13 protein-coding genes are annotated in these 16131 nt (G+C 70.7%); 3 read left to right on the top strand and 10 right to left on the bottom strand.

What is annotated here, in order from left to right:
- Nucleotides 1–231 precede the first annotated feature (231 nt).
- The 3 genes from D7147_RS09460 to eno form a co-directional block, all read right to left on the bottom strand.
- Entirely contained in the window at nucleotides 232–3549 is a 3318-nt protein-coding gene (locus tag D7147_RS09460; protein ID WP_120675814.1) for a ThuA domain-containing protein, read from the bottom strand.
- 77 nt (nucleotides 3550–3626) lie between these two features.
- Entirely contained in the window at nucleotides 3627–4736 is a 1110-nt protein-coding gene (locus tag D7147_RS09455; protein WP_120675812.1) for a sugar phosphate isomerase/epimerase family protein, read from the bottom strand.
- Nucleotides 4737–5135: 399 nt separating this feature from the next.
- A complete protein-coding gene (eno, locus tag D7147_RS09450; protein ID WP_120675810.1) occupies nucleotides 5136–6434 on the bottom strand; it encodes a phosphopyruvate hydratase in 1299 nt (432 codons plus the stop codon).
- A gap of 165 nt (nucleotides 6435–6599) precedes the next feature.
- Between eno and D7147_RS09445 the strand changes: the two genes are divergently transcribed.
- The gene (locus tag D7147_RS09445) at nucleotides 6600–7022 is read left to right on the top strand and encodes a MarR family winged helix-turn-helix transcriptional regulator (RefSeq protein ID WP_120675808.1); all 423 of its coding nucleotides are present in this window, start codon (nucleotides 6600–6602) and stop codon (nucleotides 7020–7022) included.
- Nucleotides 7023–7110: 88 nt separating this feature from the next.
- Here the strand turns inward: D7147_RS09445 and D7147_RS09440 are convergent, their stop codons facing one another.
- Nucleotides 7111–8097, bottom strand: a complete 987-nt coding sequence (locus tag D7147_RS09440; protein ID WP_120675805.1) for an NAD-dependent epimerase/dehydratase family protein — start codon at nucleotides 8095–8097, stop codon at nucleotides 7111–7113.
- A gap of 254 nt (nucleotides 8098–8351) precedes the next feature.
- On the opposite strand from D7147_RS09440, the gene D7147_RS09435 reads away from it, so the two are divergent.
- Nucleotides 8352–9323 (top strand): zinc-binding dehydrogenase, encoded by a 972-nt coding sequence (locus D7147_RS09435; protein ID WP_120676699.1) that lies wholly within the window; start codon nucleotides 8352–8354, stop codon nucleotides 9321–9323.
- A 74-nt stretch (nucleotides 9324–9397) separates the two neighbouring features.
- Here the strand turns inward: D7147_RS09435 and D7147_RS09430 are convergent, their stop codons facing one another.
- From D7147_RS09430 to D7147_RS09410, 5 genes are all read right to left on the bottom strand, one after another.
- Nucleotides 9398–10186, bottom strand: coding sequence for an ABC transporter permease (locus tag D7147_RS09430; RefSeq protein ID WP_120675803.1), 789 nt, complete (start codon nucleotides 10184–10186; stop codon nucleotides 9398–9400).
- Nucleotides 10183–11163, bottom strand: a complete 981-nt coding sequence (locus D7147_RS09425; protein ID WP_120675801.1) for an ATP-binding cassette domain-containing protein — start codon at nucleotides 11161–11163, stop codon at nucleotides 10183–10185. Before D7147_RS09425 ends, D7147_RS09430 begins: the two co-directional genes overlap by 4 nt.
- 144 nt (nucleotides 11164–11307) lie before the next feature.
- Nucleotides 11308–12153, bottom strand: coding sequence for a DUF4097 family beta strand repeat-containing protein (locus tag D7147_RS09420; protein ID WP_120675799.1), 846 nt, complete (start codon nucleotides 12151–12153; stop codon nucleotides 11308–11310).
- Nucleotides 12154–12190: 37 nt separating this feature from the next.
- Entirely contained in the window at nucleotides 12191–12730 is a 540-nt protein-coding gene (locus D7147_RS09415; RefSeq protein WP_120675797.1) for a toxin-antitoxin system HicB family antitoxin, read from the bottom strand.
- 739 nt (nucleotides 12731–13469) lie between these two features.
- Nucleotides 13470–14324, bottom strand: coding sequence for an SDR family oxidoreductase (locus tag D7147_RS09410; protein ID WP_120675795.1), 855 nt, complete (start codon nucleotides 14322–14324; stop codon nucleotides 13470–13472).
- A gap of 119 nt (nucleotides 14325–14443) precedes the next feature.
- Between D7147_RS09410 and D7147_RS09405 the strand changes: the two genes are divergently transcribed.
- On the top strand, nucleotides 14444–15079 hold the full coding sequence (locus D7147_RS09405) for a TetR/AcrR family transcriptional regulator (protein ID WP_120675793.1): 636 nt from the start codon (nucleotides 14444–14446) through the stop codon (nucleotides 15077–15079).
- On the opposite strand, the gene D7147_RS09400 is transcribed toward D7147_RS09405, so the two are convergent.
- Entirely contained in the window at nucleotides 15066–16055 is a 990-nt protein-coding gene (locus tag D7147_RS09400) for a ketopantoate reductase family protein (RefSeq protein ID WP_233563049.1), read from the bottom strand. The genes D7147_RS09405 and D7147_RS09400 overlap by 14 nt on opposite strands.
- Nucleotides 16056–16131: the final 76 nt, after the last annotated feature.

Below are 16131 nucleotides of genomic sequence, written 5' to 3'. Positions count from 1 at the left end.
CCGGCCCCCGTCCTGCCCGCCGCCGGCTGCCGTGACGGCAGTCGGTGCCGACGGTAGCCGCGCATTCACCGGCCGGGCGGGGTTGGCGCGTTCGGGGTCGTTCGGATCCGTTCGGGCGGGCTCGGGCGTTCGGGCGGGTGGTCGCCGCTGCTCGGTCGAGCCGCGGGTTCACGCCGCGCCGGTCGTGGTGGCGGCTCCCGGCGGGAGGGCCGGGAGCCGCCGTCACGGGGCTTACGGGGTGAACTCGACCCAGTTCAGGTTGCCCAGGCCGGTCGCCGGTCCCCCGCTCACCGACTGGAAGACGAGGTAGAGACGGTGTCCTCCGGCCGGGTAACTGACCGGCACGGTCTGGCTGGACCAGGCGTTGTTGCCGGTGGTGGCGTTCAGTACAGCCGTGGCGACCAGCGGACCGGTCGGCGAGCCGACCCGCAGCTCGACGGCGGCGCGCGGAGTGCCCGCGGTCGCTGCCGAGCCGCCCGCGTACCGGAAGGTGACGGCGGTGGCGTCGCCGACGTTGATCGGGTCGAAGGCGATGTGGTCGCCCGGATCGAGGCCGCTGAGGTGCTGGCCGCCGCCGGTGTCACCGGTGTTCGCGACGGTCACGCCCTGCTGGATCTGGGCGAACTCGGCCTGCTGCCGGGGCACCTGGATGATCGCCTGACCGACGGTGGTCAGCGCCGGTTGACCGCCGCCGCCGAGGTCGGTGTAGGAGGCGGTGATACCGCCGTAGAGGTAACCGCCGGCGTGGTCGGCGCCGTCGGCCGGTGACTGGAGCACTCCCGTGCAGCCGGTGGTGGAGCTGTCCGGGTGACCGTGGGTGTCGTGGCCGAGGACGAAGGTCACCGTGACCCGGGAGCAGTCGACCGGCCCGTCCTCCGGGTCGGTGACCTCGACGGTGTAGGGAATCTGGTCGCCCCAGTTGAAGAAGGTGCCGTTGACCGGGGCGGTGACGGTCACCGTCGGAGCGGTGTTGCCGACGGTGATCTCCCTGGTCAGTACGGCGGTCTTCCCGCTGGAGTCGGTGACCGTGAGGCGTGCCGTGTAGGTCCCGTTGCCGGTGTAGGTGTGGGAGACGGTCGGGTCCGCCGAGTCGACGGTGCCGTCGCTGGTGAAGTCCCAGGCGTAGGAGATGGACTCACCCGGGTCCGGGTCGTGCGAACCGGCCGCCGAGAACTGGACGGTCAGGGGCGCCTGGCCGGAGGTGGGGGTGGCGTTGAGCACCGCGACGGGTGACCGGGTGCCCTTGACGTACCGGATCACCGAGAGCTGGGCGTCGGGGTTGGCATTGAAGAAGCCGTCACCGTACTCCAGGAGGTAGAGGCTGCCGTCGGGGCCGAACTCCATCTCCATCGGGTTGTCGAAGACGACTCCGGGCAGGAACTGTTCGACGCCGACCAGGTTGCCCCGGCCGTCGGTGCGCATCATGAAGAGCTTGTCCCGGGTGAACTCTCCGAAGACCACCGCGTTCTGGTAGTACTCGGGGAACTTGGTGGCCGAGGTGCTCTCCGGGTCGTAGGTGTAGATCGGTCCGCCGTGCGGGCCGACGCCACCGGTGCCGATGACCGGCCACTTGAAGTCGCAGGCGATCGGCGGGGTCTCCAGGTAGGCGCTCGCGCAGGGGGTCCGGTTCTCGTACGTGTACCAGAACTGGGGTTGCTGGACGGCCGGCAGGACGCTGCGGCCGGTGTTGCGGGGCGAGTCGTTGACCGGGGCGCCGCAGTTGAACGGCTGCCCGGAGGTGCGGGTCACGAAGTCGAAGTCGACGTAGGCCAGGCTCGGTGAGTAGCAGTACGGCCAGCCGTAGTTGCCGGCCTTGTCGGTGGCGAACCAGCGGCCGGTCCCCTCCGGTCCTCGGGTGGGGTTGGACGTACGGCTGTCCGGCGAGTAGTCGGCCACGTACACCCGGCCGGCATCGTCCACGTCGAACCGGAACGGGTTGCGCAGCCCCATCAGGAAGATCTCGGGTCGGGTCTTGTCGTCGTGGTCCTGCGTCTCGGGGAAGAGGTTCCCGGCCGGGCTGGTGTACGTCCCGTTGGGCTTGACCTTGATCCGCAGCACCTTGCCGCGCAGGTCGTTGGTGTTGCCCGAGGAGCGCTGCGCGTCGTACCCGGGGCCCTGCGTCGGCGACTCGTTGATCGGGGCGAAACCGTCCGAGCCGCCGGCGTTCGTGTCGTCACCGGTGATCAGGTACAGGTTGCCCTTGCCGTCGAACTTCACCTTGCCGGCGACGTGGCAGCAGATGCCCCGGTCCACGTCGACGCGGAGGATCTGCTGTTCGGTCGTCATGTCCAGGTGTGGCGTCGGAGTCTCGACGAACTTCACCCGGGACAGTTGGTTGTAGCCCTTGAACTTGTCCCAGACGGTCGGGTCGGTGCTCGTGGCCGGGGCGTCACCCTCGTTGACGCCCGGCGTGGCCGGGTTGTCGACGGGGGTGTTCAACCGTGGTGAGTAGTAGACGTAGACCCACTTGTTGGCGGCGAAGTCGGGGTCGATCGAGATGGTCTGCAGACCGTCCTCGTCGTGGGTGTAGACGGGGATCGTGGTGATGACCGGGCTGGCGCCGCTCTCCGGGTCGTAGAGGCGCACCTGGCCGCCGCGGGTGTTGTGCAGGACCCGGCCGTCGGGCAGGACGGCCAGGGACATGGGTTCGCCCGGCTCGTCGTTGAGGGTGACCTTCTCGTAGTTGCCGAGCACGGTGGCGCCGCAGTCGCCCTCGACCACACCTGCTGCCCACTGGATGCCGCCGAGCAGGTGCTTCTTGAAGGCGTTGGCCCGGTACGTCTCGATGGAGTGACCGAGCCCCGTGTACCACGAGCGGCCGCCCTGGTAGTCCTTGCACCAGCTGATCGGGTGGTCGTAGCCCATCGTCCCGCCGGCGAAGCTCTTCTCGTCGGCCGTGGCGAGCACGTGCGACTGACCCCGTACGTTGGCGGTGAAGTTGTACCACTCCTCGGTCAGGGTCAACGTGCGCGGCACGGTCTCGGTCGAGGGGTGCGCCCGGTCGGCGACGTCGACGTTGCCCGGCTCGACTCCGCTGGTCGAGGCGACCTTCGCGCCGACGAGGCTCTGGTAGAACGGCCAGTCCGGCTCGGTCTCGGCGGCGGCGTGCACGCCGACGTACCCGCCGCCGGCGGTGACGTAGCTTTCGAACGCGCCCTGCTGGCCGGGGTTGAGGACGTCGCCGGTGGTGTTCAGGAACACCACCGCCCGGAACTTGGCGAGATTGGCGGCGGTGAACGCGCCGGCGTCCTGGGTCACGGTCGCCGTGAAGCCGTTGGCCTGGGCGAGGGCGCGGATGCTCGCCACACCGTCCGGGATGGAGGCCCGGCGCTGCCCGGCGGTCTTGGTGAAGACGAGCACCCGGTAGCTCTGCGGTGCGCGTACCGCGGAGCGTAGGGCCGCGGGGCCGTTCTCGACGCCGAGGTTCTCGGCGCTCGGCGCGACGGTGGGGGTGGGGTCGGGCGCGGCGGCGGCTGGCGCCGCGGCGGCGGGAATGGCGAGGGCGGCGGCGGCCAGGATGGCCACCCGGCGACGCAGGGGTCGTGCCATGTCTCCTCCGGGGTCGGGGGGTGGATTCCGAGTGGTGCCGGGAGGCCGGGCGCGCGCCGCCGCGCCCGACCCGGCGGTCAGCGGCGGTAGATCGTCATCTCGGACATGTTGGTGTAGCTGAGTGCCGCGAAGTCCAGCGACTGGCCGGGGTTCGTCGTGCCGCCGGGGGCGTTGTCCTGCTCCCAGTTGGCGTGGCGGAAGTCCGGGTCGCCGATGGTCTGGAAGAACTGTTGGAAGTTGATGTCGCCCTCGCCGAAGTGCACCATCTCGTGGCCGTTGGCCAGAGCGCTGTTGCGGTTGCCGTCCTTGGCGTGGAAGAGCGGGAACCGCTTGCTCTGGTTGACGACGTTGAGGATCGGGTCGAAGAGGTCGGTGCGCTCGTGGCCGTACCGGTCGACGTACTTCTGGTGCTTGAACCGGGCCACGTACGCCCAGTAGATGTCGAGCTCGAAGAAGACGTAGCGCGGGTCGGTCCTGCGGAAGAAGTACTCCAGGCGTCGGGTGCCGGAGGAGCGGGTGGGCCGGCCGTTGGCGTCCAGCGGCCCGGCGTCGAGCAGGAACGAGTACGCGGCGTCGTGGTTGTGGGTGTAGAGGCGCAGCCCGCGCTTGCGGGCCTGGCGGCCCAGGTCGTTCCAGACGTCGGCGGCGGCGTCCCAGTCGGCGGTGTAGCTGGAGTTGGTGGGGTCGCTGCCGGTGCCGAGGTTCTTCATGCCGAGCGTCTCGGCGATATCCATCTGCTCCTCGAACGTGGCCGGGTTGATGGAGACGTGGCAGCCGTTGGCGACCAACCCGTTGTCGTCGAGGATCTTGCGGATCTCGGCCGGGGTGATCTGCCGGCCGAGGATCGAGCTGTGCTGGGTGTAGCCGGCGAACTCGATCTCCTTGTAGCCGAGTTCGGCGAGTCGGGCGAGGACCCGTTCGAATCCGTACGGCACGCCGCTGTCGTCCGGGGCGGCGGTGATCCGGTCGCGGACGCTGTAGAGGATGATGCCGCGATTGCGGGTCGGGATCAGGGGCTCGGCCCGGAGCTGGCCGTGGGCGATCGCCGGTTGGTTGGTCTGGAGCACGTTCATACCGACCGCGCCGAGCGCCGCGGCGGCGCCGGCCGAGGCGGCGAGGATGCCACGACGGGTGAGCTTGCGGCGTACCGCCGGGTCCTGGGGGAGTTCGGGTTCGGTGGTGGGCATGGTCGTCCTCTCCGGCGGCCTGGCCGCCTGCTGGATCGTTTCAATCCCCGCGCTGGACCGTCACCCGGATCGTCTGGTCTTCGGGTGTCGGCCGGATCGGGGTGCGCACGGGACGCCGTACGTCGTGACCGGAGCCTCAACGTCGGTTGCTTACATCCGTAGGGGCGTTGACCTGCTCATCCATGGTCGCCGAATCATGGACTGACTCACGGTAACGGCTGTGCCACCGGAATGAAATAGACGTTGATCTCTAACTTCCGCCAGGCTATGCAGAACTTTGGTACGAGCGACGGAAAGCTGCCTGCTCGACGGCACGAACGCCGCTCGGGCGCGCAGCGACCGCAGCCGGCATCGTCGGCCGGCTGCGGTCGCTGTTCTGATTGATCGGCCGGTCAGCGATCAGGCGTTTCGCAGTACGGACCCGCCCGCGTACCGTGCCGAGGCGCCCAACTCCTCCTCGATCCTGATGAGTTGGTTGTACTTCGCCGTGCGGTCCGAGCGCGACAGTGAGCCGGTCTTGATCTGGCCGCAGCCCGTCGCCACCGCCAGGTCCGCGATCGTGGTGTCCTCCGTCTCGCCGGAGCGGTGCGACATGACGACGGTCCAGCCCGCGCGGTGTGCGGTGGTGACCGCGGCCAAGGCCTCGGTCAGGGTGCCGATCTGATTCACCTTCACCAGGATCGAGTTGCCGACGCCCGTGCGGATTCCCTCGCGCAGCAGATTCTCGTTGGTACAGAACACGTCGTCGCCGGTGAGCTGGCAGCGGTCGCCGACGCGGGCGGTCAGCTCGCGCCAGCCGTCCAGGTCGTTCTCAGCCATTGGGTCCTCGACGGAGACGATCGGGTACGAGTCGATCAGCTTGGCCAGGTAGTCCGCGTGCTCGCTCGGCGTGCGCCGCACCCCTTCGCCCGTGTACACGTACGTGCCGTCCTGGAAGAACTCCGACGACGCCGGGTCCATGACCAGGCCGATGTCCGCGCCGGGGCGGTATCCGGTGCGCTCGATGGCGGCCAGGACGAAGTCCAGCGCCTCTTCCGCGGTGCGCAGCGCGGGCGCGAAGCCGCCCTCGTCGCCGACACCTGTGGAGTGCCCGGCGGACAACAGGTCGCGACGTAGCGTGTGGAAGACCTCGGAGCCCATCCGAACAGCCTGAGCGAAGGTCTTCGCGCCCACCGGCGCGATCATGAACTCCTGGAAGTCCAACGGGTTGTCGGCGTGGGCACCGCCGTTGATGATGTTCATCATGGGCAGCGGGAGCAGGCGGGCGTCGGCGCCGCCGAGGTAGCGGTAGAGCGGCTGGCGGTGGGCGGCCGCGGCGGCCTTGGCGGTGGCGAGAGAGACGGCGAGCAGGGCGTTGGCTCCGAGCCGGGACTTGTCGCTCGTGCCGTCGAGCGCGACGAGCGCTGCGTCCAGGCCCGCCTGGTCGTCGGCGTCGCGCCCCACGACCGTCTGCGCGATCTCGCCGTTGACGTGGGCGACGGCCCGGTCGACGCCTCTGCCGTGCCAACGCTCGGCGTTTCCGTCGCGCAGTTCCACGGCTTCGCGTGCGCCGGTGGAGGCGCCGGACGGAACTGCGGCGCGCCCGAGGGAGCCGTCGGCGAGGAGGACGTCGGCCTCGACCGTGGGGTTGCCGCGGCTGTCGAGGACCGATCGGGCGGTGACGGACTGGATGGCGGTTTGCGCAACTGCCTTTGACACGGGGAGTTCCTTCCCGTTGTGGCACGCCGCGGCCCTGCTGCGACAGCGCTGGCGCGTGCCACGGCGGAGCGAACTCTACAGCAATGCTGTTCAGCATTGCTGTAGAGGTGAGTTGCGCAGGTCAGGGTGCGCGGGCTCGCAGGTTGGCGGGCGTTAAAGTGCCCTATGCCCGCCCCGGAATCCGCCAACGTCGCCACCGAACTGCGTACCGCGATGGGTAAGCTCACTCGGCGCGTGCGGCACGAGGACCGAATTCCGCTCGGCCAGGTCGCCGTGCTCGGCACGCTCGACCGCGACGGCGCCATGACCACCAGCGATCTCGCCGCCGACCAGCGCGTACGCCCGCAGTCCATGGCCCGCGCGGTCGGGCTCCTCATGGAGCAGGGCCTGGTCGCCCGCCGGGCGCACCCCACCGACGGCCGCAAGTCCCTGGTCGAGCTCTCCCCCGCAGGACGCGACGCACTCGACGCGGAGCGCAGCCGAAGGGCCGGCTGGCTCGCCCAGGCCATCGAGGCCGAGCTCACCGCCGAGGAGCGGGAGGTGCTGGCGCGCAGCGCCGCCCTGATGGAGCGGCTCGCCGCGCGCTAGCGGATCCGGCCCATCGGGCCGCCCATGACCGGCGGCGGACGCTCTGCCGCTGACCGGTGAGCGGACGTCACCTGACCACGAGCGGACGTCACCGCAGCGCGGTGAGCAGCGCGCGTTCACGCTCGGCGCTCAGCCCGGCCCGCCGCGTACGGTCGAGCCCCTGCTCCCGCTCCCAGGCCAGCGTGTCCGCGATCAGCTCGCTGCGCGGCCGGTGCCGTAGCCCGGCGCGGGCGGCGGCCTCGCCGCTGCGGGCGGACCAGCCCTCCCATCCCGGCTCGACCAGCCACATCGGCAGCGACTCCGGGCCCATGTACTCCGCCACGCCCTGCTCCAGCAGCCAGGCCGGATCGGCGGTGACCAGCGGTCCGCTGTGCCCCGCCGCCACCCGGCACAGCTCGACCCACTCGGCGAAGGGGACGATCGGACCGACGGCGTTGTAGGTCCCGGTGATCCCGTCCCGGGCCGAGTCGAGCAGCCAGGCGGCGAGGTCGCGGACGTCGATGACCTGCGTCGGTTGCTCGGAGGTGGCCGGGACCAGCATCGGGCTCTGCGGGTCACGGGCGGCGCGGGCCGGCCAGTAGCCGGTGCGGTCGCTGTGGTCCCCCGGTCCCCCGATCAGTCCGGCCCGGGCGATCAGCAGACGGTCCCCGAGCGCGGACACCGACGCCTGCTCGCACGCCGACTTGGCCTCGCCGTACTGCTCGCGGGTGACGACGTCCAGCTCGGTCGGCGGCATCAGCTGCGCGGACTCGTCCGCACCGGGGCTGGCCTGGGAGGCGTAGACGTTGCCGGAGGAGACGTACGTCCAGTGCCGGGCGCGCTCGGCGAGCGACCGTAGCGCGCCTCGGACGAAGCCCGGCTGCCAGGACACCTCCACGACGGCGTCCCAGTCGCGGTCGAGCAGCTCGTCGTAGGCGTCCGGCTGCCGCCGGTCGGCGCGGACGAGGGTCGTCCCGTCGGCCACCTGCCCGCTCTCACCCCGGGCGAGGCAGGTCACCGCATCGCCCCGCCGCACCGCCTGCCGGGCCACCTCGCGGCCGAGCCAGGCCGTGCCGCCGAGTACCAAGATGTTCATGCGGGCACTGAAACATGCGTAGCGGGCTCGTCACCAGGGCGGTTAGCCAGCGGCAGAAAACCTACGCTGTCGGCGAAATCCCCGGCGCCTCGGCAGTGGTCGTCGATCCGGCGGGCAGCTCTCGACGGTATGCCCGACACGTCGCGTCCGGTCGGACGATCCGTGGGGTCGTCGCCGGTTGACTTCAACGCCGGTTGAGGTCGAACACTCCTTGTGTCGCGGTGCGACGAGCCACGTACAGGAGAGTGATCGGTATGCGGGTAGTGCAGGTGACCCGGTTCGGAGGTCCCGAGGTGCTGGTGCCCGGCGAGGTGCCCGATCCGGTGGCCGGAGCGGGTCAGGTCGTCGTCGACGTGTCCGTCGCGGGCATCACCTTCGTGGAGACGCAGATCCGGCGGGGTACCGACAAGTGGCACGACCGACCTGAGTTGCCGTACGTGCCGGGCGGTGTGGTGGGCGGCCGGGTGCGAACTGTCGGCGCGGGTGTTGATCCGGGCTGGTGGGGACGGCGGGTGATCGCGGGCACCGGCGGGAGCGGCGGTTTTGCCGAGCAGGCGGTGGCCACGGTCGAGGACCTCGTCGCGGTGCCGGAGGGGCTCGGCCTGCCGGAGGCCTGCGCCCTGCTCCCGGACGGAAGCACCGCGCTGGGGCTGGTGGAGGGAGCCGGGATCCGTCCCGGCGAGTGGGTGCTGGTCGAGGCGGCGGGTGGCGGTGTCGGCAGCCTCTTGGTGCAGCTGGCTCGGTCGGCCGGCGCCCGGGTCGTGGCGGCGGCCCGTGGCCGTCGGAAGCTGGATCTGGCCCGGGAGTTGGGCGGGGAGGCGACGGTCGACTACTCCGAGCCGGGGTGGGCTAAGCAGGTGGTCGAGGCGACCGGGGGCGCTGGTCCCGACGTGGTCTTCGACGGGGTGGGTGGGGAGGTCGGCCGGGCCGCGTTCGAGGTGACGGCGGAGGGCGGCCGCTTCTCGGTGCATGGCGCGGCCAGTGGCCGGGCGACGGCGATCGACCCGGCCGAGGCCCGGCGGCGCGGAGTGCGGGTGCTCGGCATCGAGCAGCTCTTCGGCTTCGTGCCGCACAAGCAGCGGTGGGCCGAGCAGGTGCTCTCCGAGGCGGCGGCGGGCCGGGTGCGGCCGGTCATCGGGCAGACCTTCGCGCTGGAGCGCGCGGCCGAGGCGCACGCCATGATCGAGGCCCGGCGCGCTCTAGGTAAGACCCTGCTCCTCGTCTGACGGCGCTCGCAGATGTCCGTGGCGGCGCGGGGCGGAACGCCGTCGGCGTTCCGCCCCGCACTCGCGCGCTCGACCTACCGTGCGGCCCGGCGGCGGAACGCGCGCTTGGCCCAGAGGTACGAGAGGAGCGAGATCACCGCGCACCACGCCAGCGAGATGAGCGCGCTGGCGCCGATTCCCGAGCCGAGCAGCAGCCCGCGCAGCGTCTCGGTGACCGGGGTGAAGGGCTGGTAGTCGGCGAACCAGCGCAGGACGGTCGGCATGGTGTCGGTGGGTACGAAGCCGCTGCCCAGGAAGGGCAGCAGGATCAGGAACATGGGCGTGTTGCTGGCGGTCTCGACGCTGTCGCTGATGAGGCCGAGCGCGACCGAGAGCCAGGTCAGCGCGAATCCGGCGGCGAGGAGCACACCGGCGGCGGCGAGCCACTCGAGCGGGGTGGCGGTGGGCCGGAATCCGATGGCCAGCGCGACGCCGAGCAGGACGGCCATGCAGAGCATCGTCTGCATCAGGCTGCCGAGCACGTGTCCGGTCAGGACGGACGCGCGGGAGATGGCCATGGTACGGAAGCGGTCGATGATTCCCTCCGTCATGTCCATCGCCATGGAGATGGCGGTTCCCTGGGCGGCCCCGGAGGCCGCGAAGAGCAGGAGGCCGGGGACCAGGTAGTTGATGTACGCACCGCGGTCGCCGCCGCCGGGCAGTCCGGCGCCCAGCGTCTCCCCGAAGACGTAGACGAAGAGCAGCAGCAGGACGACGGGCATTCCGATCAGCATCCCGGTCAGCGACGGGTACCGCTGGATGTGGCGTAGCTGCCGGCGGAACATGGTCGCCGAGTCGGTCAGGGTGTAGGCGAGGCTGGTCATCGGTGTCCCCCAGTGGTCGCATCGGTCGCGGCGGCGGTTACGGGCGTGCCGGTGAAGGCGAAGAAGACGTCGTCCAGGTCGGGTGTGTGGATGGAGAGCCGGTCGACCTCGAGATGCGCGTCGTCGAGTCGATCGAGCACGGCGCGCAGCGAGCGCACATCGCCGTCGCTGGGAACCTGCAGGGTCAGGGCGTCGTCGTCGATGTGCGCGGCGGCGAGCACTCGGGCGGCGGTGTGCAGCGCGGTGGGGTCACCGAACCGCAGCAGGATGTGCCCGCCGGGGATGCGGCTCTTGAGCTCGTCGGGCGTGCCCTCGACGACGATGCGGCCGTGGTCGAGGACGGCGATCCGGTCGGCGAGTTGGTCGGCCTCGTCGAGGTACTGGGTGGTGAGGAAGATCGTGACTCCGTCGGCGACGAGTCCGCGGATGATCTGCCACATCGCGTGCCGGCTGCGGGGGTCGAGGCCGGTGGTGGGCTCGTCGAGGAAGATCAGCCGCGGCTCGCCGACGAGGGTCATCGCCAGGTCGAGGCGGCGCCGCATGCCGCCGGAGTAGACGGAGGCGGGCTTGCGGGCCATCTCGCCGAGGTCGAAGCGTTCGACGAGCTGGGCGATGCGACGTCTGCCGTCGACGCGTCCGAGGTGGTGCAGGTCGGCCATCAGCTTGAGGTTCTCCTCGCCGGTGAGGAGGTTGTCGACGGCGGAGAACTGGCCGGTGACGCCGATCGCCGCGCGTACCGCGTCGGGCTCCTTGGCGAGGTCGTGCCCGGCCACCCGGATCGATCCGCCGCCGGCGGGCACCAGGGTGGACAGGATGCGGACCATGGTGGTCTTGCCCGCGCCGTTGGGCCCGAGCAGCGAGAAGACCGTTCCTTCGGTGACCACGAGGTCGATGCCGTCGAGGACGACCTTGTCGCCGAACGACTTGCGGAGGCCGGAGACTGAGATAGCCGGCCGCGTGGCGGTGGTGACCGTCATTGCTCCTCCAATGTTCAAGAGTTTCGGGATTCGGGCGCGTGCCATCGCCGGTCGGGCCGGAGGGGCTGGACCGGGGTACGAGGGCGCGTGTCATCGCCGGTCCGGGCGTCAGCCCGCGACCGGATCAAACGGTGGTGGGGTCGCTCAGGCGCGGTGGATCATGATGTCGCCGAATGCGGTACGGGCACGTACCTCGGCCTTCTCGTCCGTGTCGGCGGGGCCGGGGGTGGACTCCAGTTCGTTGCGAACCTTGCCGTAGTGCGTGTGCAGGTCGAGTCGGGCCGCGGTGCCGCGCCGGATGCCGACCTCGATCCGTCCGGCCGCGGTTCGCAGCGTCGCCGATCCGCGGACCAGCTCACCGATGCGGATGTCACCGTTGGCGGTGTTGGCCGTGACGGGGCCGGCGGTGTGTTCGGCGGCGACCTGGCCGTTGGCGGAATTGATGCGAAGCTCGCCGCCCGCCTCGCCGATCCACGTGTCGCCGTTGCCGTTCTTCAGTACGGCCCGCCCGGCGACGGCGCGGACGCTGAGCTTGCCGGAGGCGGTGGTGACCTCCGCGTCGCCTGCCACGTTCTCGGCGATGGCCGCACCGAAGCCGGTGTGCAGGCGCAGTGCGCTGGTGTCCTCGACCTGGAGGTCACCGGCGCCGCTCTTGAGCCGGCAGTCGGCCAGTGGGCCGGAGCAGTTGACGGCGCCGACGCCCAGCTTCCCGTCGAGGCCCGAGCCGGCTGGCAGGTCGATGGTCACCTCGATGGAGCCGATCTTGTTGAAGATGCCGAAGCCGGACTGCTTGGGGCCGCGTACCACGAGGCGGCCGGAGGCGTACTCCACTCGGGTCTGTGCGGCCGCGCGCACGTCGCGGTCGTCGGACTCGTCGGCCGGCCGCACCTGTACGACGGTGTCGGGGCGCTGGCCGGCGTTGATCCGGACGTCGCCGGCGACGAGTTCGACGGATGCCGAGATGGGGCCGGGGGTGTCGAAGGAAGGCATGGTGCTCCCCTTTCGGGTAGTCGGTGGGCCCGGTGCGTCAGCGCACCCAGCCGGTGAAGCGCTGCCCTCCGGTGACGGGGGCGGAGCGCCGGGGGTTGTCGGGCTCGGGCCGCTGGTGGGGGGCGTCGACCGCGGCGGCCGCGGCTCGGATCAGCCAGGTGTTGATCGAGACGCCGGCGCTGGCGGCTGCGTGCTCGACGCGGGCCTTGAGGTTCTCCGGCAGGCGGAGGCTGATCCGTACGGTCGCCTCGTCCTCGCCGTCGGTGGGGGGCTGCGGCAGCGGGTTGGGCGGGGGTGCCGCAGCCCCCTCGGTCTCGTCGGCCCACTGCTCGGCGGCCGGTGGCGTCACGACGAAGCTCGGTTCCCGGTTACGCAGACGCAGGTCCACCGAGCCGGGCGCGAGATCGCGGGTGATCTCGGTGGCCGCCTCGGAGAGCGCATCCAGCAGGGCGAGCCGGATCGCCGACTCCAGCGGCGCGACGAGCCGCTCGCCGAGTTCCTGGGCCTCTTCACCGCCGGCCGCCGCCGCGACCGCGAGATCACGCCGGACCGCATCCACATACACACCAAGCTCCATGACGCCAGTATGGCATCACGGTGATGCCACTGGCAAGAGTCATGATGCCAGGTGATGCCACCGTGGTGCGATCAATCGCTGTGGAGCTGATGTCGCGGGCATGTCAGCGTACGTGCGGGCCTCGGGGCTACCTGGCGGCGTGCCAGCGCACGGGGCGCTTGGGGCTGATGTGGCGGGTGAGTCGCACGGCCTTGGGGGGCTGATGGTGGCGCGTGAGTCGCACGGCCTTGGGGCTGATGGTGGCGCGTTAGCCAGGTGCGCGCGGAGCCTTTGGAGCTGATGTCGCAGGCGAGTCGGCGAGCCCGCGGTTCGGCGTTGACGCTCCGCCGTGCCCGTCGTCGCCTCACAGGGGGCCGGGGGCCGGGGCCCACGAAGCCGGCCCGGCTGGCGACACCGAACGCCGCGCCCACGCGAGCCGATGTCGTAGGCGATTCAGCTCCAAAGGCGGCGGGCACCATATCCCGTCGATGCCGGTAGCCCTCGCGGATTCACCTCGGCGGCCGTCCAGGCGCCCACATCGCGCGCCACGGCCGCGTCTCCCGGCGCGCCGTTCGGCCGTCGGGGCAGGTATGCAGCGCGGCGGCCAGCGCCACGACCACGAACAGCCGAGAGTCGGAGAACCGGAGCGCGCACGTCAACGCGTCGCCGGCCGCCGACCCGGCCGCCCGCCACGAGTTCGGGCGGGCAGCCGGGTCGGTGGTGGTGTTGTGATGCCGTGGCCTGGCCGGACGTCGTGAGGTCAGTGTGTCGCATCGGCGGCGGGGACGGCATGCTCGGCGGCCCGGCTGACCTGCTCCCAGCCCGCCCAGGTCTCCATCCGCCGCCGGGAGATGTCGAACGCCAGGTCGTACACCATGCTGCCGAGCAGGAGTCGCAGCGGCGGCTCGTCGCTGTCGACCAGTTTCAGCAGCGCCTCGGCGGCCAGGCGGGGTTCGCTGTCGATGGAGCCTTCGGCCCACTGCCGCTCCAGCTCGGCACGGAGTGGACCGTAGGCCTCGGCGGGGGTCGTGGCGGTCATGCTGGTGTAGAGGTCGGTCCAGTAGCCGCCGGGCTGCACGATGCTGACGGTGACACCGAAGGCCGCCGCCTCCATCGCGAGGGCCTCGCTCATGCCCTCCAGCGCGAACTTGCTCGCGCTGTACATTCCGGTGCTCGGGAAGCCACCGAGTGCGGCGATGCTGGAGACCTGCACGATGTGGCCGGCCCGCTGGGCCCGCAGGTGCGGCAGCACGGCCTGGCCGACCCAGAGCGCGCCGAAGAAGTTGACCTCGAACTGCGCCCGCGCCTCAGCCTCGGTGAACTCTTCGACCATGCCCATGGACATGGTGCCGGCGTTGTTGACGACGATGTCGAGCCGCCCGAGGTGTTCGACTGCGGTTTCCACGGCGGCGAAGACCGCCGCCCGGTCGGTCACGTCGAGCGTCAAGGCGAGGAGCCTGTCACCATGGCGCTCGTCGAAGTCGTGCCGGCTGATGGTCCGGGCGGCGGCGGCCACCCGGTCACCGCGTTCGAGCGCGGCGATGGCGAACGCGCGGCCCAGGCCGCGGCTGGCGCCGGTGATGAACCAGGTACGCGGGGCGGGTGAGGTGCGCACAGTCGATCTCCATCCTGCATGAGACGAGACGGTCCGTCTCGCTGATGGGATGAGAGTAGGTGTGGTCGATCCACTCGTCAAGACGATACGGTCCGTCTCGGCTTTGCTAGGTTGTACGCATGACGACGCGGCAGAGAGCCACGCCCAACGCGGCCCGCCGGAGAGAGACCTCGCGGCGCGCCATCCTCACCGCCGCGTTCGACCTGCTGCAGGAGGTCGGCTACGCCAAAGTCAGCATCGAGGGCATCGCCACGCGCGCGGGCGTCGGCAAGCAGACCATCTACCGCTGGTGGCCGTCGAAGGGCGCGGTCATCTTCGATGCCTTCCTCATGCTCAGTGAGGGCAGCGACGGGGAGGCTCCGGTACTGCCCGACACCGGGGACCTGGAAGCGGACCTGACTGCGGTACTACGCGCCACGATCGAGGAGTTGAACGATCCCCGCTACGACCAGCCGATGCGCGCGCTGGCGACCGAGATCGCGCACGATCCCGAGCTGGCCGCCGCGTACGCCGAACGACTGGACGGGCCTTTGAAGGAGGCCAAGCGACGACGGCTGCGCAGTGCTCAGCAGGCCGGCCAGCTCGCCGAGGACCTCGACCTCGACGTGGCAGTGGAGCTGATCTGGGGACCGGTGCTCAACCGGTGGCTACAGCGCACCGGGCCCCTCACCACCCAGTACGTCGACAGCGTCGTGACCACCGCCCTCAACGGACTCCGCCCCCGCCCGACCGACGGGACCCCTACCCGCGGGTGAGGCTCTGCTCGTGTACGCGTAGGGCAACCGTCGTGGCATCCAACAACGGGGTGGATACGCCGAGCGCACGGGCCCGCGCCGTCAGGTCGCCGAAGATCTGCTCGGCCTCGGTCGGCTGCCGGGCGATCAGGTCGCGGTAGAGCGAGGCCGTGTCGACCGAGCCGCGCCGGGTGACGAACGCCCGCACGTTGTCGAGGGCCTGCTTCGGCACCGGGTAGCCCGCCGCTGCGGCGACGGCGGCGGCCTCGGTCGCGATCTGCCGGCCGAGTTCCTCGCCGCCCGGGACCGCCGCCGCGTTGCCCACCGAACCGCGGACCAACGTGTTCAGCGCGCCCAGCGTGCTGATGAAGACCCACTTGTGCCACATGGCTCGGCGAATGTCCGACGATACGGAGAATTCGAAGCCCGCGCCGGCGAGCGCTTCGGCGATCTGCTCGACGCGCTGGGACGTGCCACCTTGCTGTTCGCCGATGACGATCTCGGCCAGCGTGCCCAGCCGGACGATGTCACCCTCGGCGTCGAGTGTGGTGAGGACACGGACGACGCCTCCGAGCACGGCATCCGAGGTGAACCGGTCGTTGAGCGTGTCCATGTGCGCCAGTCCGTTCAAGAACGGAACCACCGTGGTGCGCGGGCCGACCGCGGCGACGACGTCGTCAAGCGCCGCCGGTAGCGCGGTGGCCTTCACGGAGACGAGGACGACGTCGTAGTGTCCGTCGATCTCGGCGGCGGTCAACAACCGCGGTGTGAGTACCGTCTCGGCCCCCAGGCCGGTGATGCGCAGCCCCCGTTCGCGGAGCACATCGGCGCGCTTCGGTCGGACGAGGAAGGTGACGTCCCGGCCGGCCTGCTGAAGTTGGGCGCCGAAGTAGCCTCCGGTCGCGCCCGCACCGACGACAAGAATCCTCATGCGCCGAGACGTTACTCGTCCGGCTGCACACAGAGGCGCGGCCGTACTTGAGGGGTGTCCGCTCACGTCAGGCCACCTCAACCGTCGACTCTTCGATCGGTTTCGGGTCTCACCGAGGGTGTATGCATCACGAATGCAGAAA

It is taken from the genome of Micromonospora musae (assembly GCF_003626545.1).
In the GTDB taxonomy this organism is placed as follows: domain Bacteria; phylum Actinomycetota; class Actinomycetes; order Mycobacteriales; family Micromonosporaceae; genus Micromonospora; species Micromonospora musae.
Note: the sequence above shows the minus strand (reverse complement) of the source record. Positions and strands in the feature narration are given on the sequence as shown.